This is a genomic window from Microbispora sp. CSR-4, assembly GCF_008033685.1.
GTDB lineage: Bacteria > Actinomycetota > Actinomycetes > Streptosporangiales > Streptosporangiaceae > Microbispora.
Genome location: NZ_VJVX01000026.1, coordinates 37,380 through 61,063, shown reverse-complemented (window position 1 = coordinate 61,063; position 23,684 = coordinate 37,380). Strand labels below are relative to the sequence as shown.

The window sequence follows — 23,684 nt, the reverse complement described above, 5'->3', positions numbered from 1 at the left end:
CCCCGCTGCGCCGGCCGGAGTCGATCTGGATACTTGTAGGCGTGGTTCGGTTGACGGCATGGGTCCGTGGACGGGTGCAGGGTGTGGGGTTCCGCTGGTGGACCCGCGCCCGCGCACTGGAGCTCGGGCTCGTCGGGTGGGCCTCGAACCTGGCCGACGGGAGGGTCGAGGTCGTCGCCGAGGGCCCGAGGGAGTCATGCGAGAAACTCCTGTCGTTGTTACGCACCGGAGACACGCCCGGCCACGTCGGGGGGGTGGTCGAGCGCTGGAGCGATGCGAAGAGAGGTATCGCCGGGTTTGTCGAGAGGTAGGGCTTCCCTCAAACCTCCTAAATCCGGTATATTTATCTAGCGAGAGTGCCCACCGGTGCGTCTGTGCGGAGCGTTCAACTTGACCGCCTCCATTGCCGGTGCGACTCTTGAGAGGAACCACGCGCACCCCTCCCGCGGCATGAAGTGCGCGAACCAGTCTGGTCACTCAGCGTGGAGGACCCTTTACTATGGCGAAGGCTCTACTCGGCCACGTCGGCGGTCCTGATCCTCGGATGATCTCGGAAATGCGCCGTCTCCAGCAGCGCATCCGCGACCTCGAGGCAGAACTCACCCGGCTCCAGGCCCAGAACGACGCGCTCGCGGCGCAAACTCGTGACGAGGCCCTGGTCCGGCTGCAGGATCGCGAGCCGGCTCTCACCTGAGGCCCGGCGGGAACGGGAAAGGATTGTAGGGACGCCCCGCAAAGGCGTCCCTTGCCATTTGCGCCGTCGTTCCCCGGCAATTTGATTCGACGGTTAACTGATCATAAAAACGGTTGACTGATCATAAGTAACGGGCCACGGGCGGGATGGGCGAACCGCCCGTCTTGCCTTACCCGAATTCATTTCCCAATCGGCCACGGGCGCCTATCACCACATCCCCGGCCGCCGGGCGCTGTAGTCTTCCCCCCAAACGCCAGGCGGCACCGAGGGGGGCGGACGTGTATCTGAAGACGCTCACCTTACGCGGCTTCAAGTCCTTCGCCTCGGCCACCACCCTCCGCTTCGAGCCGGGCATCACCGCCGTGGTGGGCCCCAACGGCTCCGGCAAGTCCAACGTCGTGGACGCCCTCGCGTGGGTGATGGGCGAGCACAGCGCCAAGTCGCTGCGCGGCGGCAAGATGGAGGACGTCATCTTCGCGGGCACCTCGAGCCGCCCGCCGCTCGGCCGCGCCGAGGTCACCCTCACGATCGACAACAGCGACGGCGCGCTCCCGATCGACTACACCGAGGTGACGATCAGCCGGCTGATGTTCCGTTCCGGCCAGAGCGAGTACGCCATCAACGGCGACACCTGCCGCCTGCTCGACATCCAGGAACTGCTGTCCGACTCCGGCATCGGCCGGGAGATGCACGTGATCGTCGGCCAGGGCCAGCTCGACCAGGTGCTGCACGCGGGGCCGGAGGAGCGCCGGGCGTTCATCGAGGAGGCCGCGGGCGTACTCAAGCACCGCAAGCGCAAGGAGAAGGCCCTCCGCAAGCTCGACGCGATGCAGGCCAACCTGACCCGCGTCCAGGACCTCGTGGCCGAGCTGCGCCGCCAGCTCAAACCGCTGGGCCGGCAGGCCGAGATCGCCCGCAAGGCGGCAGTCATCCAGGCCGACCTGCGCGACGCCCGGCTGCGCCTGCTCGCCGACGACGTGATCACCCTCCGCGACACGCTGCAGCGTGAGGAGGCCGACGAGGCGGCCGTACAGGCGCGGCGCGCCCACGTGGAGGCCGAGCTGGCCGAGGGCCAGCGGCGGGAGGCCGAGCTGGAGGCGGCCGAGAACGAGGCCCAGCCCCGCCTCAAGGCCGCCCAGGAGACCTACTATCGCCTTTCCGGCCTGCGGGAGCGGCTGCGCGGCGTGGAGAGCCTCGCGGCCGAACGACGGCGGCACGCCGCGGACGCCGCCTCCATCGAGCGGCGCGGGCGCGACCCGGAGGACCTGGAACGCGAGGCCGCCGAGGTGCGCGAGCAGGAACGGGTGCTGGCGGAGGAGCTGGACGAGGCGCGTGAGCGGCTCGACGCCGCCGTCGAGGCCCGCGCCGAGGCCGAGGAGGCGCTGGCCGCCGAGGAGCGGCGCCTGACCGCCGCCTCCCGTGCCGCGGCCGACCGCCGGGAGGCCCTCGCCCGCCTCCGCGGCCAGGTCGAGTCGGCCAGAAGCCGGGCCAGGGCCGCCGGAGACGAGATCGGCAGGCTCACCAAGGCCGTCGAGGACGCCACCCGGCGCGCGGAGCAGGCCCAGGACGAGCTCGACGCGCAGGCGGTCGACGAGGCGCCGGCCGACCCCGGGCTCGCGGCCGAGCTGGAGGCCGCGCAGGAGAGCGTCGATCTCGCTCGCGCCGCGGTGGAGGAGGCCAGGGCCGTGGCCGAGGAGGCCGAGGCCGTCGTGGAGCGGGTGCGGGCCGACCTGGCCGCGCCCAGGGACGCGCTGGCCGCCGCCAAGGCCGCGGTGAGCACGGCCAGGGCCGCCGACGCCGAGTCGCAGCGTGCGGTCGCCGCTCTCCAGGCGCGGTGCGAGGCCCTGGAGATGAGCCTGGCCGGGGGCGCGGACGGGGCCGCCGCGCTGCTCGGCGCCGGGCTGCCCGGCCTGCTCGGCCCGATCGCCACGCTGCTCGCCGTACGCCCGGGGGCTGAGGCCGCCATCGCGGCCGTGCTGGCCGTGGACGGCGTCGCCGTGGCCTCGCTCACCGCCGCCGTCGCGGCCGTGGAACACCTTCGTGAGGCCGGTGCCGGACGCGCCGCCCTGCTGATCGCGGGCGACCGTCAGAGTGACGGCGACCAGAGCGCGCGGCCGGAGACGCCGGTCGCGGGCGCCGAGTGGGCCGCCGACCTGGTGACCGTGCCCGACGAGCTGCGCCCCGCCGTGGAGGCGCTGCTGTCCGACGTGGTCGTGGTGCCCGACCTGCTCACCGCGCGCAAGGTCGTGGACGCCCATCCGGAGCTGCGGGCCGTCACGATGTCCGGCGACCTGCTCGGCGTCAACGCCGCGCACGGCGGCTCGGGCGGCGGCTCCTCGCTGCTGCAGATGCGTACGGCGCTCGACGAGGCCGCCGCCGATCTCGCCACCGCCGGGGCCGAGGCCGAACGGCACGCGGAGGCGCTGGCCGAGGCCGTGGCCGCCGAGCGGGAGTGCCAGCTTGCGCTGGAGGCGGCGCAGGCGCGGGTCGCGGAGGCGCTGAACGGCGTGAGCGCCGCCCAGAGCGGCGTCAACGCGGCACAGAACGGGCTGAACGCGGCGCAGGGCGGGCTCGACCGCCTGCGCGGCAGACAGCGGGAGGCCGACCAGCGGGCCGCGGCGGCGGCCAAGCAGCTCGCCCGGCTGGAGGCCGCCGTCAAGGCCGCCCAGGACGAGGCGGCCCGGCTGAGCCGGTCGGTGGTGGACGCCCAGGAGGCGCGCGAGCAGGCCCAGGCCGCGGTCGTGGAGCTGGAGGAGCAGCTCGCCGAGGCGGAGTACGCCGCCGAGCTGGAGGCGGAGCCGACCACCGACACCCGAGACGAGCTGGCCGCCGCCTGCGGCGTCACCCGGCAGGCCGAGATGGAGGCCCGGCTGACCGTCCGTACGGCCGAGGAGCGGGTGCGGGGCATCGCGGGCCGGGCCGACGCGCTGCTGCGCGCGGCGCAGCGCGAGCGGCAGGACCGGGCCAGGGCCGCGGCCGACCGCGAACGCCGCCGCAGGCAGGCGGAGATCGCCGCGGCCGTGGCCGAAGGTGCGCGTGCCGCCCTGAACGCCCTGGAGGGCTCGCTCACGCGGGCCGCAGAGGAGCGCGACGAGGCCGAGCGGGCCCGCGGGCAGATCGACGCCGAGCTCAAGCAGGTGCGCCTGCGTGTGCGGGAGCTCAGCTCCGAGCTGGACGCCCTGGTCAACCGGGTCCACGGCAGCGAGATGGCCAGGACCGAGCGGCGGCTGCGGCTGGAGCAGATGGAGCAACGTGCCCTGGAGGAGTACGGCATCGAGCTCGAACCGCTGATCGCGGAGTACGGGCCGAGCGTGCCGGTGCCGGGCGACCCGCCCGTGCCGTACGTCAGGGAGGAGCAGGAGAAGCGGGCCAGGACGGCCGAACGGCAGATGACCCAGCTCGGCAAGGTCAACCCGCTGGCGCTGGAGGAGTTCGCCGCCCTTGAGGAGCGGCACGCCTTCCTCACCTCCCAGCTCGAAGACCTCAAGAAGACCCGGCGCGACCTGCTGCTCGTGGTCAAGGAGGTCGACGACCGGGTCGAGCAGGTCTTCGCGGCGGCGTACGAGGACGTGGCCCGCGAGTTCCAGGGGATCTTCCAGCGGGTCTTCCCCGGTGGCGAGGGCCGCCTGCTGCTGACCGACCCGGAGGACATGCTGACGACCGGGGTCGAGGTCGAGGCCCGGCCGCCCGGCAAGAAGGTCAAGCGCCTGTCGCTGCTGTCCGGCGGCGAGCGGTCGCTGACCGCGGTCGCGTTCCTCATCTCGATCTTCAAGGCCCGCCCGTCGCCGTTCTACGTCATGGACGAGGTCGAGGCGGCCCTCGACGACACCAACACGCAGCGGCTGCTCACGCTGTTCGAGGAACTGAGACAGACCTCACAGCTCATCGTGATCACGCACCAGAAGCGCACGATGGAGATCGCCGACGCGCTGTACGGCGTGTCGATGCGTGGCGACGGCGTCACCCAGGTCGTCAGCCAGCGCCTCCGCGAGAAGGTCTAGCACTTCACCACCCCCGCCGCTCGCATCCGCTCTGGTCGTGCCGGAGGCGCGCGCGGGGAGTGCGGTCGTGCCGGAGGCGCGCAGGGAATGTGGTGTGCCGGAGGCGCGCAGGGAATGTGGTGTGCCGGAGGCGCGCAGGGAATGTGGTGTGCCGGAGGCGCGCAGGGAATGTGGTGTGCCGGAGGCGCGCGGGGGGGATGGGCCGTGCCGTAGGCGCGCCGGGGAGGGCTGCCTCGCTCGCGGCCGGTCCGTGGCGCGACGGCGCGCCCCTCTATATCGCCCGATCGAGTCGCCCTGTCCGGAGTAATGCGGGCGATCTGGGAAACTGCATGGTGTGGACGGTTACCTCGGCATCATCGTGATCGTGGCCATCGTCGCCATATTGGCGGTGGGGGGCCTGTGGCTGCTGTTCCGGCCGAAGGCGAAGGACCTGCCGCCCGCGCCGCCGGCCCCGCCCGAGCCGAAGGCTCCCGTCGCGGAGGAGCCCGCGAAGACGGGGCTGGGCGAAGAGGACGGCGGCACGACGACCACGCTGCCGCCGCCCGCGCCCCCGATCGAAGAGCTGATCAAGGCTCCCGAGATCGAGGTCCCGCCGCCGTCGGCCGGCCGGATGGTGCGGCTGCGCGGCAGGCTCGCCCGTTCCCAGAACGTCCTCGGCCGGGGCCTGCTCGAACTGCTGTCGCGTGACCGGCTCGACGACGAGGTCTGGGACGAGATCGAGGAGACTCTGATCACCGCCGACGTCGGCGTGGCCCCCACCCGCGCGATGGTGGAGGAACTGCGGACGAAGGTGAAGGTGCTCGGCACGCGCACCCCCGAGGAGGTGCGCAAGCTGCTGCGGGAGGAACTGCTCACGCAGATCGCGCCGGACCTCGACCGCACCCTGCACACCCAGCCGCACGGCGAGCGGCCGGCCGTCGTCCTCGTCGTCGGGGTCAACGGCACCGGCAAGACCACGACCTCGGGCAAGCTCGCCCGGGTCCTGGTCGGCGACGGCAGGAAGGTCGTGCTCGGCGCCGCCGACACCTTCCGCGCGGCGGCCACCGACCAGCTCCAGACGTGGGGCGACCGCGTCGGCGCGGGCGTGGTGCGCGGCCCGGAGGGCGGCGACCCGGCGTCCGTGGCGTTCGACGCCGTGGCCAAGGGCATCGAGGACAAGGCGGACACCGTCATCATCGACACGGCGGGACGGCTGCACACCAAGACCGGCCTCATGGACGAGCTGGGCAAGGTCAAGCGGGTCATCGAGAAGAAGGCGGCGGTGGACGAGGTGCTCCTCGTCCTCGACGCGACCACCGGGCAGAACGGCATGCGCCAGGCGCAGGTCTTCGCCGAGGTGGTCAACGTCACCGGCATCGCGCTGACCAAGCTGGACGGCACGGCCAAGGGCGGCATCGTGATCTCGGTCCAGCGTGAGCTGGGCGTGCCGGTGAAGCTGGTGGGCCTCGGCGAGGGGCCGGACGACCTCGCGCCGTTCGACCCCGAGGTCTTCGTCGACGCCCTGCTCGGCGACTGACCCGGAGGCGGCGACCGACGCACGCGAGGCGGCGACTGACACACGAGGAGAAGCGCGGGCCGGGGATCCCCCGGCCCGCACTCATGTCGGCTCGGTCAGCTCCGCAGGAAGGCGCGTAGTTCTTCGATGTGGGGGGTGATGTCGATGCCCCGCTCCGACAGCCAGTGCGGGTCGCCGTACGTGTCGCGGTAACGCTCGGCGCCGTCGCAGATCAGCGTGACCACGCTGCCGCGCTCGCCCCGTTCCCGCATCTCCCTGATGATCTGCACCGCCGCCGCGATGTTGGTGCCGGTCGAGCCGCCGACCTCCCTGCGGGTGACCTCCCTGACCCAGTGCATGGCCGCGATCGACAGGGCGTCCGGCACCTGGGTCATCCGGTCGATGACCGTCGGCAGGAACGACGGCTCGACCCGCGGCCGGCCGATGCCCTCGATACGCGAACCGGCGCCGCCGTGCTCCTCACCCGAGACCCAGGACGGATAGAACGCCGAGCCCTCCGGGTCGGCCACGCACAGCCGCGTCTGGTGGCGGCGGTAGCGGATGTAGCGGCCGATCGTGGCGGAGGTGCCGCCGGTGCCCGCGCCGACCACGATCCACGCGGGCTCCGGGTGCCGTTCGAGCTCCATCTGCTGGAAGATGCTCTCGGCGATGTTGTTGTTGCCCCGCCAGTCCGTCGCCCGTTCGGCGTAGGTGAACTGGTCCATGTAGTGCCCGCCGGTCTCGGCGGCGAGCCGGTGCGACTCGTCGTAGATCGCTCTCGGGTCGTCCACCAGGTGGCACTTGCCGCCGTAGAACTCGATGATCTCCCGCTTCTCCGGCGAGGTGCTCGCCGGGATCACCGCGATGAACGGCAGGCCGAGCAGCCGGGCGAAGTACGCCTCGCTCACGGCCGTGGACCCGCTCGACGCCTCGATGATCGTGGTGGTGGGCCCGATCCAGCCGTTCGCCAGGCCGTACAGGAAAAGGGATCGGGCGAGACGATGCTTCAGTGAACCGGTGGGGTGCACCGACTCGTCTTTCAGATAGAGGTCGACACCCCAGTGCGAGGGGAGCGGGAACACATGCAGATGCGTGTCGCAGCTTCGGTTGGCGTCGGCCTCGACGGCCTGGATGGCGTCGGCCACCCATGCCCTCGTGACCGGATCGTGCCGATCCAGGTGGTTCATGCCCGCAACTCTGACATGTCGCGTGGCATGAACACCAAAGACGCCTATCGGGCTCCACTGGTCCGCATCCCGGGGTGGCCAGTGAGATCTGCCACATTTTACTCTGGATTGAAGCTGCGATGTTACGCTAATGAGACTTGTTCGGCTTGCGCGTGACCTGGCCGCGCGGGCCTGGTCTCCACAGCGATGACGCTGATCAGGCGGAACGACATTAACACCGTGCTTAGGCCCCAAGCGGCACGATGTTCCTTGGCACAACGATGAACGAGTGACCTCGCATGTGTTCCGGCCGGACGGGTAACGGGGGAGAAGTTCCGTAGGGGGAAGAGATGATCTCGACCGACGAGCAGCGGCAGGCATGGTTCGAGCGTGAGGTCGTGCCGGTCACGAGCCAGCTCTACGCGTCCGCCATGCGTCTGACGCGCAACCCCGCCGACGCCGAGGACCTGGTCCAGGAGACCGTCGCGAAGGCGTACACGTCATATCACCAGTTCCGTGAGGGCACGAACCTCAAGGCCTGGCTGCACCGCATCCTCACCAACAACTTCATCAACGACTACCGGAAGAAGCAGCGCTCGCCCAAGCTGTCGGCCGCCGAGGAGATCGAGGACTGGCAGCTCGCCGCGGCCGAGTCGCACATGTCGACCGGGCTGCGCTCGGCCGAGAGCGAGGCGCTCGACCAGATTCCGGACAACGTCGTGATGAACGCCCTGCGGGCCCTTCCGGAGGACTTCCGGGTGGCCGTCTATCTGGCCGACGTCGAGGGCTTCGCATACAAGGAGATCGCCGACCGGATGGGCACCCCGATCGGCACCGTCATGTCCAGGCTGCACCGGGGCCGCCGCCAGCTCCGGGGGATGCTGGAGGACTACGCCCGCGAGGAGGGCGTCGTACGCGTCCCCGAGCAGGCGTGCGCGGCCTGACCCCTGCCTGAGGCACCTGACGGGCCCCTGACCGGGCGCGGGAACATGGTCCCTCGCCCGCGTCATCGGCCCCCAGGGTTCAGACGGCGGTTAAGGCGGGGGGCCAAGGCGGCGGGGGTTCAGGCGGCGGCGATCAGCGCGATCGCGCCGAGCGCGAACCCGACCCCGGTGATCTGTACGGCACTCAGCCGCTCGCCGAGGACGTACCGCGCGAGCAGCAGCGTGCTCGCCGGATAGAGCGACACCAGAACGGCCACCAGGGTGAGCATCCCCCGCTGCGCCGCGAAGAGATAGAGCACGTTGGCGGCCATGTCGAGCACCCCGGCCGCGATCGTCACCGTGAGACTGCCGGGCACCGGGCGCAGGCTCCTGCGCGTCACGAGGGCCAGCAGCGCGACCAGCGCGATCGACGCGATCCTCGCGCCGAGCAGCGGCCACGTGCCGGAGTCGGCCGGGGCCAGCTTGAGCAGCACGAAGAATCCGCCGAAACCCGCCCCCGACACCAGGGCGGCGAGGATCGGCCCGGCCTTCGGGCCGCGGGCCCCGCCGTTGTCCGGCTCGCGGCTGACCAGCAGGACGGCGAACAGTCCGAGCACGACGCCCACGAGCGCCAGAGGGGAGGGCCGGTCGCCGGTGAGAAGCCCGAACACCACGGGGACCGCCATCGCGGTCGTGGCCGTGGTCGGGGCGATCACGGACATCATGCCGGTGGCCAGGCCGCGGTAGAACAGCACGATGCCGAAGGCGCCGGCGACTCCGGAGGCCATTCCCCAGGCCAGCGCGGCCGTGCTCGGGTGGCCCGGCAGCGCCGGCAGGAGGGCGGCGACCAGCAGCAGGCCGCCGAGCTGGGAGAGCACGACGACGGCCAGCACCTTCGACCGCCTGGTGGCGAGCCCTCCGAAGAAGTCTGCCGTGCCGAAGATCACCGCGCATGCCGTCGCGAGGGCCACCGCCGTCACAGATCCCCCAAGAGATTGCCTTGATAGTGCAATGGATTGTAGTAGCAGATCACTAGGCTGTACTCATGGCTGATCCTGCGACCATCACCGCGGCCATCGCCGCGAACGTACGCGGCCAGCGGGCCCATCGGGGGCTGACCCTCGACGAGCTCGCGGCCAGGTCGAACGTGAGCCGCGGCATGCTCATCCAGATCGAGCAGGGCCGCACCAACCCGAGCGTCAACACGCTCACCCGGATCGCCGACGCGCTGGGCGTGACCCTCGCGCGGCTGGTGGAGGTCGCCGACACCCCGGTCGTCCGGGTCGTGCACGAGTCGGAGGTGGTGACCTTCCGGCATCCCGGGGGAGGATCGGCGCGCCTGCTCGTGGGGACGGACGCGCCCGCGATCCTGGAGCTGTGGGACTGGCGGCTGGAGCCGGGCGAGCATCACGACGGCGACGCGCACCCCGCCGGCACCCGCGAGATGCTCACCGTGCTTGAGGGACGGCTCACGCTGACCGTGTACGGCAGGAGCCACGTCATGGGCCCCGGCGACGCCGTCGTGTTCAGCGCCGACCGGCCGCACCGCTACGCCAACGAGCACGGCGAACCGCTGCGGTTCGTGATGGTGGTCACCGAGCCACCCGTACCTCCGGACGGCGCAGCACCTCCGGACGGGGCCGGGGTCGCCGAGGACGCCCGTGAGCCCTCCTGATCTCGGAGAACCCGTACATGACTGACGAGTAAGGGCTGCGTGGTGACGCTTAGTAGCCGATGATTACAGAATGAATCCGCAAGCGCCGCTCCAAGGTTGGGTACATCCCTTTTTGTGCGTGTCTGCTGTGCAGGGGGCGGTGGCCGGTGAGTGAGTCGCGAGTCGCGGTGGAAAAACTTCGCGCGGAACTCGCCGCGCTCGGGGTGGCCGACGCCTACGAGATCGGCGACGAGGCTACTCTCTCCGTCTGGATAGGCCTGGTCGTGACCTTCCGTGAGGGCTTTTACCGTTGGCGCGAGGGTGCCGTGAAGTGCCGGCACCTGGGTACGGACCCAGCAGGATGCGCCATCCGGGTGGCTCGCAGATATGCCGAGCTCAAGGCGGATGTGCCGCCCTGGTGGGAGGAGCTGGAAAAGGTTCTGCGGGGGGGAGCGGCCGGAGGCTATCCGTAGCGTTCGTGGCCCCCCGCCTGCTCCGGGGGGTCGTATGCGGATCGGATCCGTGCTGCTGTCGTTGCTGTTGCTCGGCGGGTGTGGGCAGGTCAGGACCGTGCCGGTCTCGGGGGAACGGCACGGGGCCGCGGCACCGCATCCGCGCTTCGGCACACAGCGGCATCTCGACCCCGATCTGCTGCGCTTCCGGCTCGCGGGGACACAACGGGGAGCACCGGGGCCGCGCCTGCCCGCGGTGCCGCCGCCCCGGCACGTCGACTGCAAGCGGCACAAGTGCGTGGCGCTGACGTTCGACGACGGGCCGGGCGAACAGACCGGGCACGTCCTCGACCTGCTCGCGGCCCACCACGCCCGGGCCACGTTCTTCCTGCTCGGGCAGATGATCACCGATAAGACGCGGGACCTCGTGCGGCGGATGGCCGCCGAGGGCCACGAGATCGGCAACCACTCCTGGGACCACGCCTCACTGCCCGGATTGTCGTCCGACGCCCTGCGCCGGGAGCTCGACCGTACGCAGGAGGCCGTGCGGAAGGCGACCGGCGTGACGATGCGGCTCATGCGCCCGCCGTACGGCGCGACGAGCCAGGCGGTGGACCACGAGACCAAGCAGAGCGGGCTCGCGCAGATCCTGTGGGCAGTCGACACCCTCGACTGGCTCAACCGCAACCCCAAGGTGATCGCGCAGCGCAGCGTCGCGGCCAAACCGGGCGACATCGTGCTCATGCACGACATCCACCCGACAACCGTGGAGGCAGTGCCCCGGCTGCTCGACGAGCTCGACCGCAAGGGCTTCACGTACGTGACCGTCTCGGAGCTGCTCGGCGGCACCACGCCCGGAAAGAAGTACACGAACCGATGAAGGGCTACGACTTCGAGGGACCGGCCCTGGAGCTGGGCGCGCTCGTTCGCGGGGACGGGACCGCCGACGCCTCCGAGCGCATCCGCATCCCGGTGTGCATGATGAACCGGCACGGCCTGGTGGCCGGGGCGACCGGCACGGGGAAGACCAAGACGCTGCAGCTCATGGCCGAGCAGCTCGCCGGTCACGGCGTGCCGGTGTTCCTCGCGGACATCAAGGGCGACCTGTCCGGTCTGGCCTCGCCCGGCAAGCCGGGCGACCGCATCGCCCGCCGGGCCGCCGAGGTGGGCCAGGACTGGACACCCCAGGGCTGCGTGACGGAGTTCTTCTCCCTCGGCGGCGTGGGGGAAGGCATCCCGCTGCGCGCCACCATGAGCGCGTTCGGGCCGACGCTGCTGTCGCGGGTGCTCGAACTCAACGAGACCCAGGAGTCGTCGCTCGGGCTGATCTTCTACTTCGCCGACAAGCACGGGCTGCCGCTGCTGGACCTCAAGGACCTGATCGCGGTCATCCGCTATCTGACCGAGACGCCGGAGGCGTTGAGCGGCATCGGCGGGCTGTCGGCGTCCACCGCGGGCGTCATCCTCCGCGCCCTGGTGAACTTCCAGGCCCAGGGGGCGGAGGCGTTCTTCGGCGAACCCGAGTTCGACGTACGCGACCTGCTGCGGACCACGCCGGACGGCCGCGGCGTGATCTCCATCCTGGAGCTGCCGGCGGTGCAGGAGCGGCCGCAGCTGTTCTCCACGTTCCTGATGTGGCTGCTCGCGGACCTGTTCGAGACGCTGCCCGAGGTGGGCGACCCCGACAAGCCGTCGCTCGTGTTCTTCTTCGACGAGGCGCACCTGCTGTTCGAGGGCGCGTCCAAGGCGTTCCTCCGATCGATCACCCAGACCGTGCGGCTGATCCGGTCGAAGGGAGTCGGGGTCTTCTTCGTCACCCAGACGCCCAAGGACGTGCCGGCCGACGTCCTCGCCCAGCTCGGCTCGCGCGTGCAGCACGCCCTGCGCGCCTTCACCCCGCAGGACGCCAAGGCGCTGAAGGCGACCGTCTCGACGTTCCCCGAGTCCTCCTACGACCTCGAACGGCTGCTCACCGAGCTCGGCATCGGGGAGGCGGTCGTCACGGTCCTGTCCGAGACGGGTGCCCCGACGCCGGTCGCCTGGACCCGGCTGCGGGCGCCGCAGTCGCTCATGGCGCCGTCCGACCCGGCGGTCGTCCAACGGGTGATCGCCGCGTCCCCGCTCCTGGCCAAGTACGGCACCGCCGTGGACCGGCAGTCGGCGTACGAGATCCTCACCGCGCGACTGGCCTCCCAGCGGGAGCCCGAGCGGGAGGCGCCGGCCGAGAGACCGGCGGACCGGTCGGCGGACCGGCCGGTTGACAGGCCCTCCGAGGCGCGCCGGCAGTCGGTGCTCGAAGGGATGCTCGCCTCGAAGGAGTTCCGGTCGCTGGCCCGCACCGCCGCGACCGCCCTCGGCCGGGAGATCACCAGGACGATCTTCGGCACCGCGAGACGGCGGCGCTGAACGCGTCCGCGCTGTACGGGTCCTGATCCCCGACTCGGTCGTGGTCGTGGCCCCGGTCATGGCCGTGGTCCCGGTGCCTGTGCCGGTCTCGGTCCCGGTGCTTGTGCTGGTCGCGGTCCCTGTCCCGGTCCCTGTCCCGGTCCCTGTCCCGGTCCCTGTCCCGGTCATGGCCGTGGTCCCGGTGCTTGTGCTGGTCGCTCTCTCGGTGCTTGCCCCGGTGCCGGTCTCGATCGTGATCCCGGCCCCGGCCCCGGTGCCTGTGCCGGTCCCGGTCCCGGTCCCGGGACTGTCGGTGGGGCGTGCGAAGGTGGGTGGCATGGGTTTCAGCGGGTTCCCTGACGAGGCGCTCATCTTCTACGAGGGCCTCGTCGCCGACAATTCGAAGGCGTACTGGACGGCCCACAAGGGGTTCTACGAGACGGGTGTGCGCGGGCCGATGCTCGCGCTCATGGACGAGCTGGAGCCGGAGTTCGGACCGGCCCACCTGTTCCGGCCGTACCGCGACGTCCGGTTCTCCAAGGACAAGTCGCCATACAAGACGCATCAGGGGGCCTACTGCGGCGTGGGCGTGGAGGGCGTGGGCTACTACGTCCAGGTGGACGCCGACGGTCTCTACGTGGCGGCGGGCTGGTGGGGGTCGGGCGACCAGGTCGCACGTTTCCGCGAGGCCGTGGACGACGACACCGCCGGGCCCCTGCTGGAGGAGATCCTCGGGGCCCTGCCCGGCGATATCGAGGTCGGCGGCGACCGGCTCAAGACCCGTCCCCGCGGCGCGCCGGAGGACCATCCCCGGCTCGACCTTCTCCGGCACAAGACGCTGCACGCCGGGCGGCGGTTCGAGCCGGAGCCATGGCTGCACACCCCCGAGACCCTCGACCGGGTCCGTTCGACCTGGCGAGCGCTGGTCCCGCTGGTCGACTGGCTGCGCCGCCACATCTCCTGAGGCTGCCCGCGAGTGAGGCTGCCCGCGAGGCGGCGGACCCGGATCAGGCGTGGACCTTGACGACGCCGCAGCCGATCCGGGCACCGGCGTCGCCGGTCTTGCGCGTGGTCGCGTCCGGGCCCACGGCGCCGCCGGCATCGGGGCGGTGGAAGTACCGGTCCGGGATGTGCGCGAAGTTGTCCGGCGCGGCGTGCACCACGAACGCGCTGCCGTTGGCGTCGCCCAGCTGCTCCAGGGTGAACCGGTCGGTCACGAACGACGCGGAGGCGGTGCCGTCCGCGGCCGCCAGCAGCGGGGGCATGTCGCCGGCTCCGCCGCCGTGCTGCCCCGGGCCGAGGTGGCTTCCGGCGCTGGAGAAGGCGCTGCCCGTCGCCCGGTCGACGGAGTGCGCGTCGCACACCCCGGTGGAGTGGACGTGGAAGCCGTGGAACCCGGGAGTGAGCCCCCGCACGCTGACGCTGACCCGCGACTTCTTCGCGTCGTATCGCTCGACCCGGACGGTGCCGAGGGTCCGCCCGGTGACGTTCTTGATGACGGCGGTCGCGGACCCGCCCGCCGACTCGACCACCGGCTCGTTCGCCGACGCGCCCGCCGAGTCACCGGGGCCGGCCTGCGGGGCCGAGGCCGCCGTCATCCCGGCGGCCAGCACCGGTACGGCAGGGGCGGCAGCGGCGGTGAGTCCCAGGGCGAGCCCGGCGGCCAGGGCTATACGGGTTGTGCGGGGCATGGTCGCTCCTCCTCAGACACTCGTTGCCTGCGACAGCAGAGCACGCCCCGGCTGATCGGGGAGCGGCACACGACGTCATCCGTACCGGCCGTTTACCCGCTCTTGCCGTCAGAGCCCCGTGCCCCGTCGCCCGCCTCGAGGGCGCGCCGTCGCCGAAAGGGCGACGGGCCTGTGAGCCGTGCGGGCACAAGCGCTGCGGCACGTCCGGAATAGGCAAGCGGCGATGTCCGAGACAGGAAAGACGACCGACGCCGCGAAGGGTTCACTCTCCAACAACACACGTAAGGAGAGGGAAACATGCCCGAAACCCCCACGTCGGAGTTCTGGAAGAACCTCAAGCCGATCGAGAACTCGCAGAAGCCGGACGCGCTGCCGGAGGTCTACCTTTCCAAGGTCGCCACCGATGACGACCGTTACTACGTGCCGTTCAGCGAGACCGTCGGGTCGCGTCCTCTCTGGATCAACGTCAAGGACAACAGCTGGGCCGACATCCTCCGGGCGAAGGAGGCGGGGCTGGTCAACCGGCACTACCACCCGCACGAGGTGTTCGCCTACACCATCTCCGGAAAGTGGGGCTATCTGGAGCGCCCCTGGACCGCCACGGCGGGCGATTTCGTCTACGAGGCTCCGGGCGAGGGCCACACGCTGGTGGCCTACGACAGCGGCGAGCCGATGAAGACGTTCTTCATCGTCAAGGGGCCCCTCGTGTGGCTCGACGAGAACGGCGAAGCCCAGGGCATCTTCGACGTCCACGACTACATCGCGATGTGCCGTGAGCACTACGAGAAGGTGGGCATCGGCGCCGACTACGTCAACTCGCTGTTCCGCTGATCACCGGCCTGCCCCCCAACGAGGAACGCGATGACCCACATCACGACGTCCACCCCCCACGGAGTGGAACGCGAAGCGAGGCGGTACGAGAACCGCCTTCTCCTCCTTCTCTTCCTGGCCTTCGGGTTCGTCTTCTTCGACCGGCAGGCCCTGTCCTTCCTCGCCCCGTACATGGACGCGGACTTCGGGCTGTCCAACGGCGAGCTGGGCACGTTGTCCGGCGTGCTGGCACTCACCTGGGCGCTGGCCGGGATGGTGGCCGGCCGGTTGTCCGACAGGCTCGGCCGGCGCAAGCCGATCCTCATCGCCGCTGTGGTGCTCTTCTCGCTCTTCTCGTCGGCGTCGGGTCTGATGGCGGGCTTCGCCGGGTTGCTCGCCGCGCGTGCCCTCATGGGGACGGCCGAGGGGGCGGTGCTCCCGATGGCGCAGTCCCTGATGGTGGAGGCGTCCCGGGAAAGCCGGCGCGGGTTGAACATGGGCCTGCTGCAGGGCTCGTCCGCCGGTCTGCTCGGTGGGATCGTGGCCCCGGGCGTCGTGGTGTGGATCGCCGAGTCCTACGGCTGGCGCATCGCGTTCTACGTCACCATCATCCCCGGGTTGGTGATCGCCGCGCTGATCGCCAGGTTCGTCCGGGAGCGGCCGCCGCTCATCAGGACCGCGTCGGAGACCGCACGGGACGGCGCCGCCGGACAGTCCAAGCTTGCGCTGAAGGACGTGCTGAGGCTGCGCAACGTGGTGATCTGCATGCTGATCGCCTGCTGCTACCTGACGTGGTTCGTCACCCTCATCACGTTCACCCCCACGTACCTGACGGAGGTCAAGGGGTTCACGCCGGGCACCATGAGCGGCGTCATGACCTGCCTGGGCGTGGCCTGGGTGCTCTGGGGCTTCGCCACCCCCGGCATCTCCGACCGGATCGGCCGCAAGCCGGCACTCATCGGCTTCACCGCCCTCGCGGTGCTCTGCCCCATCGCGATCGTCTACGTCTCCAGCCCGGCGCTGCTCGGCCTGATCATGATCTTCACCTACACCGGGCTGGGGTGCTTCACACTGTTCATGGCCACGATCCCGGCAGAGACCGTGCCGCCCGGCACGCTGGCCACGGCCCTCGGCCTGATCATGGGCGTGGGCGAGCTGGCCGGTGGGTTCCTCGGCCCGATGATCTCCGGGTGGGCCTCCGACCTGTGGGGCCTGCAGACCGCGATGTTCATCGCGGCAGGCGGCGCGCTGATCGTCGTCCTGCTCTCGTTCGCCCTGCGGGAGACGGCTCCGGCCGTGCTGCGCCGCAGGCGGCGGAGGTGACCCGGTGAACGGCCCGGTGAACGGCCCGCTGGACGGCCTCGTGCGGGCTGCCGTCTGGTATGGGGCGCGGGACGTCCGGGTCGTCGACGTCGCCGTCCGCGCCCCCGGCACCGGGGAGGTCACCCTCGCGGTCGCCTACTGCGGCATCTGCGGTAGTGACCTGCACGAGTACGCCGACGGGCCGCACGCCATCCCGGTGACCCACCCCCATCCCGAGTCGGGGGTGACCGCGCCGCTCGTCCTCGGCCACGAGTTCTGCGGCACGATCACCGAGGTCGGCCCGGAAGTGCGGGGCCTGGCGCCCGGCGACCGGGTCGCGGTGGAGCCGCACTACCGCTGCGGCACCTGCCCTCGCTGCCGGAACGGCGAGTACAACATCTGCCGCCACTTCGGCTTCGCCGGGCTCATGGGCCACGGCGGAATGGCGGAGCGGGCGACCGTACCCGCCTACATGCTGCACCGCCTGCCCGACACGGTCCCTCTGGAGCAGGCGGCCGTGTTCGAACCGGCGGCCGTCGCCCTGCACGCGCTGCGCCGGTCGGGACTGCGGGCGGGCGAGACGGTCGCGGTGGTCGGCCTCGGCCCGATCGGCCTGCTCATCGTGATGCTGGCGGTGCGGGAGGGCGCCGGCCGGGTGATCGTCGCCGATCTCTCCCCCGCGCGGCTCGACCTGGCCCGCCGGCTCGGCGCGACCGACCTGGTGCGAGTGGCCGACCGCGATGCCCTGCCCGGCCTGATGCGGCGGGCGGCCGGAGGCGAGGGCGCGGACGTGGCGTTCGAGGTGGTCGGCTCCGAAGGCACCCTGCGCACCTGCCTGGAGGCGACCAGGAGCGGTGGCAGGGTCGTGCTGGCCGGGCTCGCCGGGACGGTGAGCATCGACGCGTTCGCGCTGGTCAACAGGGAGCAGTCGATCATCGCCACGGTCGGTTATCGGGACGTCTATCCCGACCTGATCCGGTTGGTCGAGGAGGGCGTGGACCTCACGGCGATCGTCACCTCCACCATCCCCCTCCGAGACGTCGTCAGTGACGGGTTCGAGGCCCTGCTGGGCGGCGGCGATCAGATCAAGGTTCTGGTGCGGCCAGGCGAAGGGAGCGCACGCACATGACCGATCAGTCCACGTCCAGCGGATTCCGCGGTGACCTGTTCGCCGGCCGTACGGCGTTCGTCACCGGCGGGACGTCGGGGATCGGGGCGGCGACGGCCACCCTGCTCGCCGAGCTCGGCGCCGACGTCGTGGCCCTCGGCCTGGCGCCCGAGGTCGCCGGCGAGCGGCCGGCCCATCCGCGCGTCCGCGTGATCGAGCACGACGTCCTCGACCGGGATGGTCTGGCCCGGCTCGTCCGTGCGGAGCCGGAGATCGGAATGCTGGTGAACTGCGCGGGCGTCAGCCACGACCGCGGGGAGTATGACCTGGACCGGTGGCGGCGCGTGATCGACGTCAACCTGACCGCCACCATGGTCGCCTGCGAGGCCGCCCGGCCGCACCTGGCGAAGACGGGCGGTTGTGTCGTGAACGTCTCCTCCATGTTCGCCTTCTTCGGCAGCAGGGACAGGCCGGCGTACAGCGCGAGCAAGGGAGGCGTCTCCCAGCTCACCCGGTCGCTCGCGGCGGAGTACGCGGCCGAGGGCGTCCGCGTGAACGCGGTCGCGCCGGGGTTCGTGGAGACCCCGCTCGCCCGGGGCCTGCTCGACGACCCGCGGGCCGCGGCGGAGGTCCTGGCCCGCATCCCTCTGGGACGGTACGGCAGGCCGGGCGACGTCGCCCAGGTGATCGCGTTCCTGTGCTCGCCCGCCGCGTCGTACATCACAGGGGCGGTGCTTCCGGTGGACGGGGGTTACCTTTGCGTCTGATTCCGGACATACTGCTGCGCTAAGGAAGGCGGGCCCGGCAAATGCCGACGCCAGCCGGGCCACGTGCAGCAGGGCTTGGTCTGTCAGGCAATCCAGGGCATGAAGCGGTGAGGAGATCTGTGATGCCCGCGAACGCGGTCTCCGTGATCTCCCGGGCGACGACGGAGAACGTCGCGCCCGCGGAGCGGATCGACTACTGGGAAGAGTACAACCGCAAGACGCTGGTGGGCCTTTCCTGCCGGTCCTACTCCGACCGGGGCCTGCTGGCCAGGCAGATCAATATGCGGCTCGGCGACGTACGGCTCGCGGACATCGCGGGCAACGCGCACGTGATCGAGCGGACCCCGCAGATGGCGAGGTCCACGCCGAAGGACTCGGTCTTCGCCAGCCTGCTGCTCAGGGGCGAGGCGGTCTTCCTGCACGAGAACGGCTGCGTGTCCGCGTCGGCCGGCGACCTACTGGTCTACGACACGCGCAAGCCGTACCTCTTCGGCTTCTCCTCGTCGATGCGGCAGATCCTGGTGGACATCCCGCACGACCTGTTCGCCGAGGCATGCCGGCCCGACGGCGTTCCGGTGCCGATGCTCTTCGGCCGGGGCGGCGCGCACGAGGGCGCGCTCGTGTCGAGCCTGCGCTCGCTGCTCGGCGAGCTCGTCGGGATGCGCGGCGGCGACGGCCCGGAGGAGACGCAGCGCGCCGTGCTCGGGCTGATCCGCCTGCTCACGCTGGAGCGTTCCGGTGGATCGACTCCCTCCGCGGCCCAGCTCGTCATCGCCAAGGAGCACATCGAGCGACACCTGCACGACCCGCGGCTGAACGCCGCGGAGGTCGCTCGCGTCCTCGGGATCTCGGTGCGGCAGCTCGCCCGGATCTTCGATGCGGCCGGCACGACCCCGGCCCGTTACATCCTGGAACGTCGGCTGCAGCGGGCCAGTGTCGAGCTCGGAGAGCCCCGGGCGGGGGAGACGCGGATCGCCGACGTCGCCTACCGGTGGGGGTTCTCCAGCCAGGCCCACTTCGCCCGGGTCTTCCGCAACCGTTTCGGGCGCACTCCGAGCGAGGTGCGGGAGGCCGCCCGGGAGCGTCTCGCCGGCTGACCGAGTCGGTGCACGAGGCCATCCTCACCGGCCGTTCACGCCTCTTGCCGGTGCCGCCCCGCCGGTCAGGCGGTGACGGGCGCGTCCCAGTCGATGTGGTGCCGGTGGACGGGGGCGAACATCTGCTCGGGGGTCGGCATGGCGGGCCTGTCGCCGACCTGCCCGGCCTTGGCCTTGTTCTTGGCCGCGGCGTCGCCGCCGATCATCTCCACCCGGGGGCGCCGGAGGCGCTCGAACGCCGCGAACGCCTCGGCCGGCGGCAGGTCGCGCAGACAGCGGGCCAGTTCGACGGCGCTCTCCGCAGCCAGCGAGGCGCCCTGGCCTGAGCTGGACGACGGGGCGTGGGCCGCGTCGCCGACGAGGACCATGCGGCCGCGGTGCCAGCGCGGCAGCGACGGCATGCGCTCCATCGGGCCGGTGATCATGAGGTCCGCCGGGTCGGTGCCCGCCAGCAGCTTCTCGCCCGGGACGTGACCGGCGTAGAGGTCGCGCAGGCGGGCCAGCCAGTCCGCGGCGGGCGTGCGGACGACCTCGGCGTAGGTGAGGGGCTCGGTGCGGGGCAGGCTCGCGAACCAGCAGATGCGGCCGTCGGGCAGCCGCCAGTAGCCGATGAAGGTGCGGCCGAAGGCGAAGTGCATGACGCCCTCATCGGCCCGGACACCGCCGTCGCCGGCGTAGCCGCCGAAGCTGAGGACCCCGCCATACTCGGGGCCGGGAGCGCCGGGGTCGATCAGCGTGCGGACCGTGGACCGGATGCCGTCGGCGCCGATCAGCACGTCGGCGGTGGCGGTGGTGCCGTCCGCGAACATGGCGGTCACCCCCTCAGGGGTCTCCTCGGCGGAGACGAGCGGCTTGCCGTACTCGATCCGCACGCCCGCCGTCACCGCGTGATCGGCCAGGGCACGGAAGAGGGCGGCGCGCGGCATCGCCAGCGTGGGCGGCAGGCCGGGGAACCCGCCGAACTCGGCGAGCCGGTTCCCGGCGCCGTCGGCCATCACGACGCCGGGGACCGGCTGTCCCACGGCCCGTACGGCCTCGTCCGCTCCCACGATCCGCAGCGCGTCGATCCCGTTCGGGGCCAGGCTGAGCATCGCCCCGACGCCGTCCGCTGCGCTGTCGTGGGCTTCGTACACCGTCGCCCGGATGCCCGCCTTGGCCAGAGCGAGCGCCGTCACCGGCCCGGCGATGCCGCCGCCGATCACCAACGCGCTGGTCACCTTGCTCATGCTCACCACTCCTCGTCCTTAGCGAGCCGTTGATCGCTCGCAAGGAGATAGTTGCATTAAAACTAGTTACTCGTCAACTAGTTCGTTTGAAGCTAGTATGTGGGTCATGAGCGCTTCCCTTCGCAGTTCCCCGCTCGCCCTGACCGTGCTGGCGCTGCTGCACCACGAGCCGATGCACCCGTACGCCGTGCAGCGGCTGATCAAGCAGTGGGGCAAGGACCAGGTCGTCAACGTGAGCCAGCGGGCCGGGCTCTACCGCACGATCGAGCGGTTGCACGCCGAGGGGCTGATCGCGGTCCGCGAGACCACCCGTGACCCGGCCTATCCGGAGCGGACCGTCTATGAACTCACCGATGCGGGACGGCGCGTCGCCCGCGAGTGGCTGGACCAGATGCTGGCCGTGCCGAAGCAGGAGTTCCCGCAGTTCCCCGCGGCACTGTCACACCTGATGATGATCCCGCCCGCGGACGCGCTGCGGCTGCTGGAACGCCGTGCCGAGCGGCTGGCGGAGACGAGGGCGGGCCTGGAGGCCGCCCTGGCGGCGCAGACGGACGACCTGCCCAGGGTGACCGCCATCGAGAGCGAGTATCTGCTCGCGGTCACCGAGGCGGAGGAGCGCTGGCTGCGGTCGATCGTGGACGACCTGCGCGCGGGCCGGCTGACCTGGCCCACCGGAGACTCCTGACCGCTCGTCCCGGCAGGTCCCGTGAGCCGGCCGCGAGCGGGGCCCGGACGCGCCGGGCCAGGCCGGTGCGGGGCGGCGTGAGATAGGCCAGGCCGGGCGTGGGGCGGCGCGGGTGCGGGTGGGGGCGGGCGGGAAAGCCGAAGCCCCCGCCGATCGGGCCGGCGGGGGCTTCGGATGGTGGAGCTCAGTTGCCGCGCTTGGCGCGGGCGGCGGCGCGGCCACGGCTGGCCGCGTCGAGGACGACCTTGCGGATGCGCACGGTCTCCGAGGTGATCTCGACGCACTCGTCGTCGCGGATGAACTCCAGGGCCTGCTCCAGGGACAGGACGCGCGGCGGGATCACCTTCTCGGTCTCCTCACTGGTGGAGGAGCGCATGTTGGTGAGCTTCTTCTCCTTGGTGATGTTCACGTCCATGTCGTCGGAGCGGGAGTTCTCCCCGATGATCATGCCCTCGTACACCTCGGTGCCGGGGGAGACGAACAGCGTGCCGCGCTCCTGCAGGTTGATCATGGCGAAGGCGGTGACCTGGCCCGCGCGGTCGGCCACCAGCGAGCCGTTGTTGCGGGTGCGCAGCTCGCCGAACCACGGCTCGTACGTCTCGAACACGTGGTGCACGAGACCGGTGCCGCGGGTCTCGGTGAGGAACTCGGTGCGGAAGCCGATCAGGCCGCGCGCCGGCACCAGGAACTCCATGCGGATCCAGCCGGTGCCGTGGTTGGTCATGTGCTCCATGCGGCCCTTGCGTACGGCCAGGAGCTGGGTGACGGCGCCCAGGTATTCCTCCGGGCAGTCGACCGTGAGGCGCTCGACCGGCTCGTGCACCTTGCCGTCGATGACCTTGGTCACGACCTGCGGCTTGCCGACCGTCAGTTCGTAGCCCTCGCGGCGCATCTGCTCCACGAGGATCGCCAGGGCCAGCTCGCCGCGGCCCTGCACCTCCCAGGAGTCCGGGCTCTCGGTGGGCAGGACGCGTAGCGAGACGTTGCCGACCAGCTCCTTGTCGAGGCGGTCCTTCACGAGGCGGGCGGTGACCTTTGCGCCCTTGACCTTGCCGACCAGCGGGCTGGTGTTGGTGCCGATCGTCATGGAGATCGCCGGCTCGTCGACCGTGATCAGCGGCAGCGGGCGGGGGTCGTCGGGGTCGGCCAGCGTCTCGCCGATCATGATGTCCGGGATGCCGGCGATCGCGATGATGTCGCCGGGCCCGGCCTCCTCGGCGGGCTTGCGCTCCAGCGCCTCGGTCATCAGCAGCTCGGAGATCTTGACGCGCTGCACGCTGCCGTCGGTGCGGCACCACGCGACCTGCTGGCCCTTGCGGATCGTGCCCTGGTGGACGCGGCACAGCGCGATCCGGCCCAGGTAACTGGAGGCGTCGAGGTTGGTGACGTGGGCCTGGAGCGGCGCGGACGGGTCGTAGACCGGCGCCGGGATCGTGTTCTTGATCGTCTCGAACAGCGGCTCCAGGTCGGGGGAGTCGGGCATCCCGCCGTCGGCGGGGCGCTCCAGCGAGGCGCGCCCGGCCTTGGCCGAGGCGTACACGATCGGGAAGTCGATCTGCTCCTCGGTCGCGTCGAGGTCGATGAACAGCTCGTAGACCTCGTCGACGACCTCGGCGATGCGGGCGTCCGGCCGGTCGACCTTGTTGATGCACAGGATCACCGGCATCTTCGCGGCGAGCGCCTTGCGCAGCACGAAGCGGGTCTGCGGCAGCGGGCCCTCGGAGGCGTCCACCAGCAGGACCACGCCGTCCACCATCGACAGGCCGCGCTCGACCTCGCCGCCGAAGTCGGCGTGGCCGGGCGTGTCGATGATGTTCAGGGTCATGCCGCCGTGCCTGACCGCGGTGTTCTTCGCGAGAATGGTGATCCCCTTCTCGCGCTCCAGGTCGTTGGAGTCCATGACCCGCTCGTCGACGTCCTGGTTGGCCCGGAACGCTCCGGACTGCCACAGCATCGCGTCGACCAGCGTGGTCTTGCCGTGGTCGACGTGCGCGATGATCGCGATGTTCCGCAGGTCGTCGCGGGTGTTCATAGGCATAGTGAAGTTCTCGCTCTGGTTCGTCGGGGTGTCGTCCGCGTCCCGGGACCGAAGCGAGACGCACATCCGCCGCATACACGGCCTACCCATTTTAGTTGATCCCCGTCGCCGCCACACGCCGCCGCCGTACGGGACCCTGGATGGCAACACCGCCGCCGCGAGCCGCATTCCATCGGCAACGCCCTGGGAA

21 protein-coding genes are annotated in these 23,684 nt (G+C 71.1%); 16 read left to right on the top strand and 5 right to left on the bottom strand.

Annotated elements, in window-relative coordinates; translation table 11 throughout:
• Nucleotides 1–29 precede the first annotated feature (29 nt).
• From FLV34_RS20135 to ftsY, 4 genes are all read left to right on the top strand, one after another.
• Nucleotides 30–311: an acylphosphatase gene (locus tag FLV34_RS20135; protein ID WP_222709565.1), complete on the top strand. Its 282-nt coding sequence runs from the start codon at nt 30–32 to the stop codon at nt 309–311.
• Nucleotides 312–499: 188 nt separating this feature from the next.
• Nucleotides 500–694: a hypothetical protein gene (locus FLV34_RS20130; protein WP_036331364.1), complete on the top strand. Its 195-nt coding sequence runs from the start codon at nt 500–502 to the stop codon at nt 692–694.
• 278 nt (nt 695–972) lie between these two features.
• Nucleotides 973–4,695 (top strand): chromosome segregation SMC family protein, encoded by a 3,723-nt coding sequence (locus FLV34_RS20125; protein WP_147943784.1) that lies wholly within the window; start codon nt 973–975, stop codon nt 4,693–4,695.
• Between the two features lie 334 nt (nt 4,696–5,029).
• Nucleotides 5,030–6,211, top strand: a complete 1,182-nt coding sequence (gene ftsY, locus FLV34_RS20120) for a signal recognition particle-docking protein FtsY (protein WP_142646033.1) — start codon at nt 5,030–5,032, stop codon at nt 6,209–6,211.
• A gap of 95 nt (nt 6,212–6,306) precedes the next feature.
• Here the strand turns inward: ftsY and FLV34_RS20115 are convergent, their stop codons facing one another.
• Nucleotides 6,307–7,377 (bottom strand): PLP-dependent cysteine synthase family protein, encoded by a 1,071-nt coding sequence (locus FLV34_RS20115; RefSeq protein ID WP_142646031.1) that lies wholly within the window; start codon nt 7,375–7,377, stop codon nt 6,307–6,309.
• 329 nt (nt 7,378–7,706) lie between these two features.
• Here FLV34_RS20115 and FLV34_RS20110 point away from each other — a divergent pair, with 329 nt between their 5' ends.
• A complete protein-coding gene (locus FLV34_RS20110) occupies nt 7,707–8,300 on the top strand; it encodes a sigma-70 family RNA polymerase sigma factor (RefSeq protein WP_142646029.1) in 594 nt (197 codons plus the stop codon).
• A 119-nt stretch (nt 8,301–8,419) separates the two neighbouring features.
• Here the strand turns inward: FLV34_RS20110 and FLV34_RS20105 are convergent, their stop codons facing one another.
• The gene (locus FLV34_RS20105; protein ID WP_142646027.1) at nt 8,420–9,259 is read right to left on the bottom strand and encodes a DMT family transporter; all 840 of its coding nucleotides are present in this window, start codon (nt 9,257–9,259) and stop codon (nt 8,420–8,422) included.
• 65 nt (nt 9,260–9,324) lie between these two features.
• Between FLV34_RS20105 and FLV34_RS20100 the strand changes: the two genes are divergently transcribed.
• The 5 genes from FLV34_RS20100 (at nt 9,325) to FLV34_RS20080 (ending at nt 13,734) form a co-directional block, all read left to right on the top strand.
• A complete protein-coding gene (locus FLV34_RS20100) occupies nt 9,325–9,954 on the top strand; it encodes a helix-turn-helix domain-containing protein (protein ID WP_142646025.1) in 630 nt (209 codons plus the stop codon).
• A 146-nt stretch (nt 9,955–10,100) separates the two neighbouring features.
• Nucleotides 10,101–10,406: a hypothetical protein gene (locus FLV34_RS20095; RefSeq protein ID WP_079312678.1), complete on the top strand. Its 306-nt coding sequence runs from the start codon at nt 10,101–10,103 to the stop codon at nt 10,404–10,406.
• Between the two features lie 34 nt (nt 10,407–10,440).
• Nucleotides 10,441–11,265, top strand: coding sequence for a polysaccharide deacetylase family protein (locus FLV34_RS20090; RefSeq protein WP_142646023.1), 825 nt, complete (start codon nt 10,441–10,443; stop codon nt 11,263–11,265).
• Nucleotides 11,262–12,791: a helicase HerA-like domain-containing protein gene (locus FLV34_RS20085; protein WP_147943783.1), complete on the top strand. Its 1,530-nt coding sequence runs from the start codon at nt 11,262–11,264 to the stop codon at nt 12,789–12,791. Before FLV34_RS20090 ends, FLV34_RS20085 begins: the two co-directional genes overlap by 4 nt.
• 316 nt (nt 12,792–13,107) lie before the next feature.
• Nucleotides 13,108–13,734, top strand: a complete 627-nt coding sequence (locus FLV34_RS20080; RefSeq protein WP_142646019.1) for a DUF2461 domain-containing protein — start codon at nt 13,108–13,110, stop codon at nt 13,732–13,734.
• Between the two features lie 43 nt (nt 13,735–13,777).
• On the opposite strand, the gene FLV34_RS20075 is transcribed toward FLV34_RS20080, so the two are convergent.
• The gene (locus tag FLV34_RS20075; protein WP_142646018.1) at nt 13,778–14,461 is read right to left on the bottom strand and encodes a superoxide dismutase family protein; all 684 of its coding nucleotides are present in this window, start codon (nt 14,459–14,461) and stop codon (nt 13,778–13,780) included.
• A gap of 297 nt (nt 14,462–14,758) precedes the next feature.
• Between FLV34_RS20075 and FLV34_RS20070 the strand changes: the two genes are divergently transcribed.
• The 5 genes from FLV34_RS20070 to FLV34_RS20050 all read left to right on the top strand — a co-directional run bounded on the left by FLV34_RS20070 (nt 14,759) and on the right by FLV34_RS20050 (nt 19,545).
• Nucleotides 14,759–15,292: a 2,4'-dihydroxyacetophenone dioxygenase family protein gene (locus FLV34_RS20070; protein WP_142646017.1), complete on the top strand. Its 534-nt coding sequence runs from the start codon at nt 14,759–14,761 to the stop codon at nt 15,290–15,292.
• 30 nt (nt 15,293–15,322) lie between these two features.
• Complete coding sequence (locus FLV34_RS20065; RefSeq protein WP_142646016.1) at nt 15,323–16,594, top strand: MFS transporter; 1,272 nt, start codon at nt 15,323–15,325, stop codon at nt 16,592–16,594.
• Between the two features lie 4 nt (nt 16,595–16,598).
• Nucleotides 16,599–17,702 carry a 2,3-butanediol dehydrogenase gene (locus tag FLV34_RS20060; RefSeq protein WP_205829937.1) on the top strand — a complete coding sequence of 368 codons (1,104 nt, stop codon included), beginning with the start codon at nt 16,599–16,601 and terminating at the stop codon, nt 17,700–17,702.
• Nucleotides 17,699–18,448, top strand: a complete 750-nt coding sequence (locus FLV34_RS20055; protein WP_142646015.1) for an SDR family NAD(P)-dependent oxidoreductase — start codon at nt 17,699–17,701, stop codon at nt 18,446–18,448. The genes FLV34_RS20060 and FLV34_RS20055 overlap by 4 nt, the downstream gene beginning before the upstream one ends.
• 122 nt (nt 18,449–18,570) lie before the next feature.
• A complete protein-coding gene (locus FLV34_RS20050) occupies nt 18,571–19,545 on the top strand; it encodes a helix-turn-helix domain-containing protein (protein ID WP_142646014.1) in 975 nt (324 codons plus the stop codon).
• Nucleotides 19,546–19,610: 65 nt separating this feature from the next.
• Here the strand turns inward: FLV34_RS20050 and FLV34_RS20045 are convergent, their stop codons facing one another.
• On the bottom strand, nt 19,611–20,771 hold the full coding sequence (locus FLV34_RS20045; protein WP_147943782.1) for an FAD-dependent monooxygenase: 1,161 nt from the start codon (nt 20,769–20,771) through the stop codon (nt 19,611–19,613).
• A gap of 106 nt (nt 20,772–20,877) precedes the next feature.
• On the opposite strand from FLV34_RS20045, the gene FLV34_RS20040 reads away from it, so the two are divergent.
• The gene (locus FLV34_RS20040) at nt 20,878–21,456 is read left to right on the top strand and encodes a PadR family transcriptional regulator (RefSeq protein ID WP_142646012.1); all 579 of its coding nucleotides are present in this window, start codon (nt 20,878–20,880) and stop codon (nt 21,454–21,456) included.
• 184 nt (nt 21,457–21,640) lie between these two features.
• Here FLV34_RS20040 and typA read toward each other — a convergent pair whose 3' ends face one another.
• The gene (gene typA / locus FLV34_RS20035; protein WP_142646011.1) at nt 21,641–23,494 is read right to left on the bottom strand and encodes a translational GTPase TypA; all 1,854 of its coding nucleotides are present in this window, start codon (nt 23,492–23,494) and stop codon (nt 21,641–21,643) included.
• Nucleotides 23,495–23,684 lie beyond the last annotated feature (190 nt).

Excerpts from the sequence above, each read along its gene's own strand:
- FLV34_RS20130 (WP_036331364.1), top strand. The coding sequence starts at position 500 with ATGGCGAAGGCTCTACTCGGCCACGTCGGCGGTCCTGATCCTCGGATG.
- FLV34_RS20115 (WP_142646031.1), bottom strand. The coding sequence starts at position 7,377 with ATGAACCACCTGGATCGGCACGATCCGGTCACGAGGGCATGGGTGGCC.
- FLV34_RS20110 (WP_142646029.1), top strand. The coding sequence starts at position 7,707 with ATGATCTCGACCGACGAGCAGCGGCAGGCATGGTTCGAGCGTGAGGTC.
- FLV34_RS20100 (WP_142646025.1), top strand. The coding sequence starts at position 9,325 with ATGGCTGATCCTGCGACCATCACCGCGGCCATCGCCGCGAACGTACGC.
- FLV34_RS20090 (WP_142646023.1), top strand. The coding sequence starts at position 10,441 with ATGCGGATCGGATCCGTGCTGCTGTCGTTGCTGTTGCTCGGCGGGTGT.
- FLV34_RS20085 (WP_147943783.1), top strand. The coding sequence starts at position 11,262 with ATGAAGGGCTACGACTTCGAGGGACCGGCCCTGGAGCTGGGCGCGCTC.
- FLV34_RS20080 (WP_142646019.1), top strand. The coding sequence starts at position 13,108 with ATGGGTTTCAGCGGGTTCCCTGACGAGGCGCTCATCTTCTACGAGGGC.
- FLV34_RS20075 (WP_142646018.1), bottom strand. The coding sequence starts at position 14,461 with ATGCCCCGCACAACCCGTATAGCCCTGGCCGCCGGGCTCGCCCTGGGA.
- FLV34_RS20070 (WP_142646017.1), top strand. The coding sequence starts at position 14,759 with ATGCCCGAAACCCCCACGTCGGAGTTCTGGAAGAACCTCAAGCCGATC.
- FLV34_RS20065 (WP_142646016.1), top strand. The coding sequence starts at position 15,323 with ATGACCCACATCACGACGTCCACCCCCCACGGAGTGGAACGCGAAGCG.
- FLV34_RS20055 (WP_142646015.1), top strand. The coding sequence starts at position 17,699 with ATGACCGATCAGTCCACGTCCAGCGGATTCCGCGGTGACCTGTTCGCC.
- FLV34_RS20050 (WP_142646014.1), top strand. The coding sequence starts at position 18,571 with ATGCCCGCGAACGCGGTCTCCGTGATCTCCCGGGCGACGACGGAGAAC.
- FLV34_RS20045 (WP_147943782.1), bottom strand. The coding sequence starts at position 20,771 with ATGAGCAAGGTGACCAGCGCGTTGGTGATCGGCGGCGGCATCGCCGGG.
- FLV34_RS20040 (WP_142646012.1), top strand. The coding sequence starts at position 20,878 with ATGAGCGCTTCCCTTCGCAGTTCCCCGCTCGCCCTGACCGTGCTGGCG.
- typA (WP_142646011.1), bottom strand. The coding sequence starts at position 23,494 with ATGCCTATGAACACCCGCGACGACCTGCGGAACATCGCGATCATCGCG.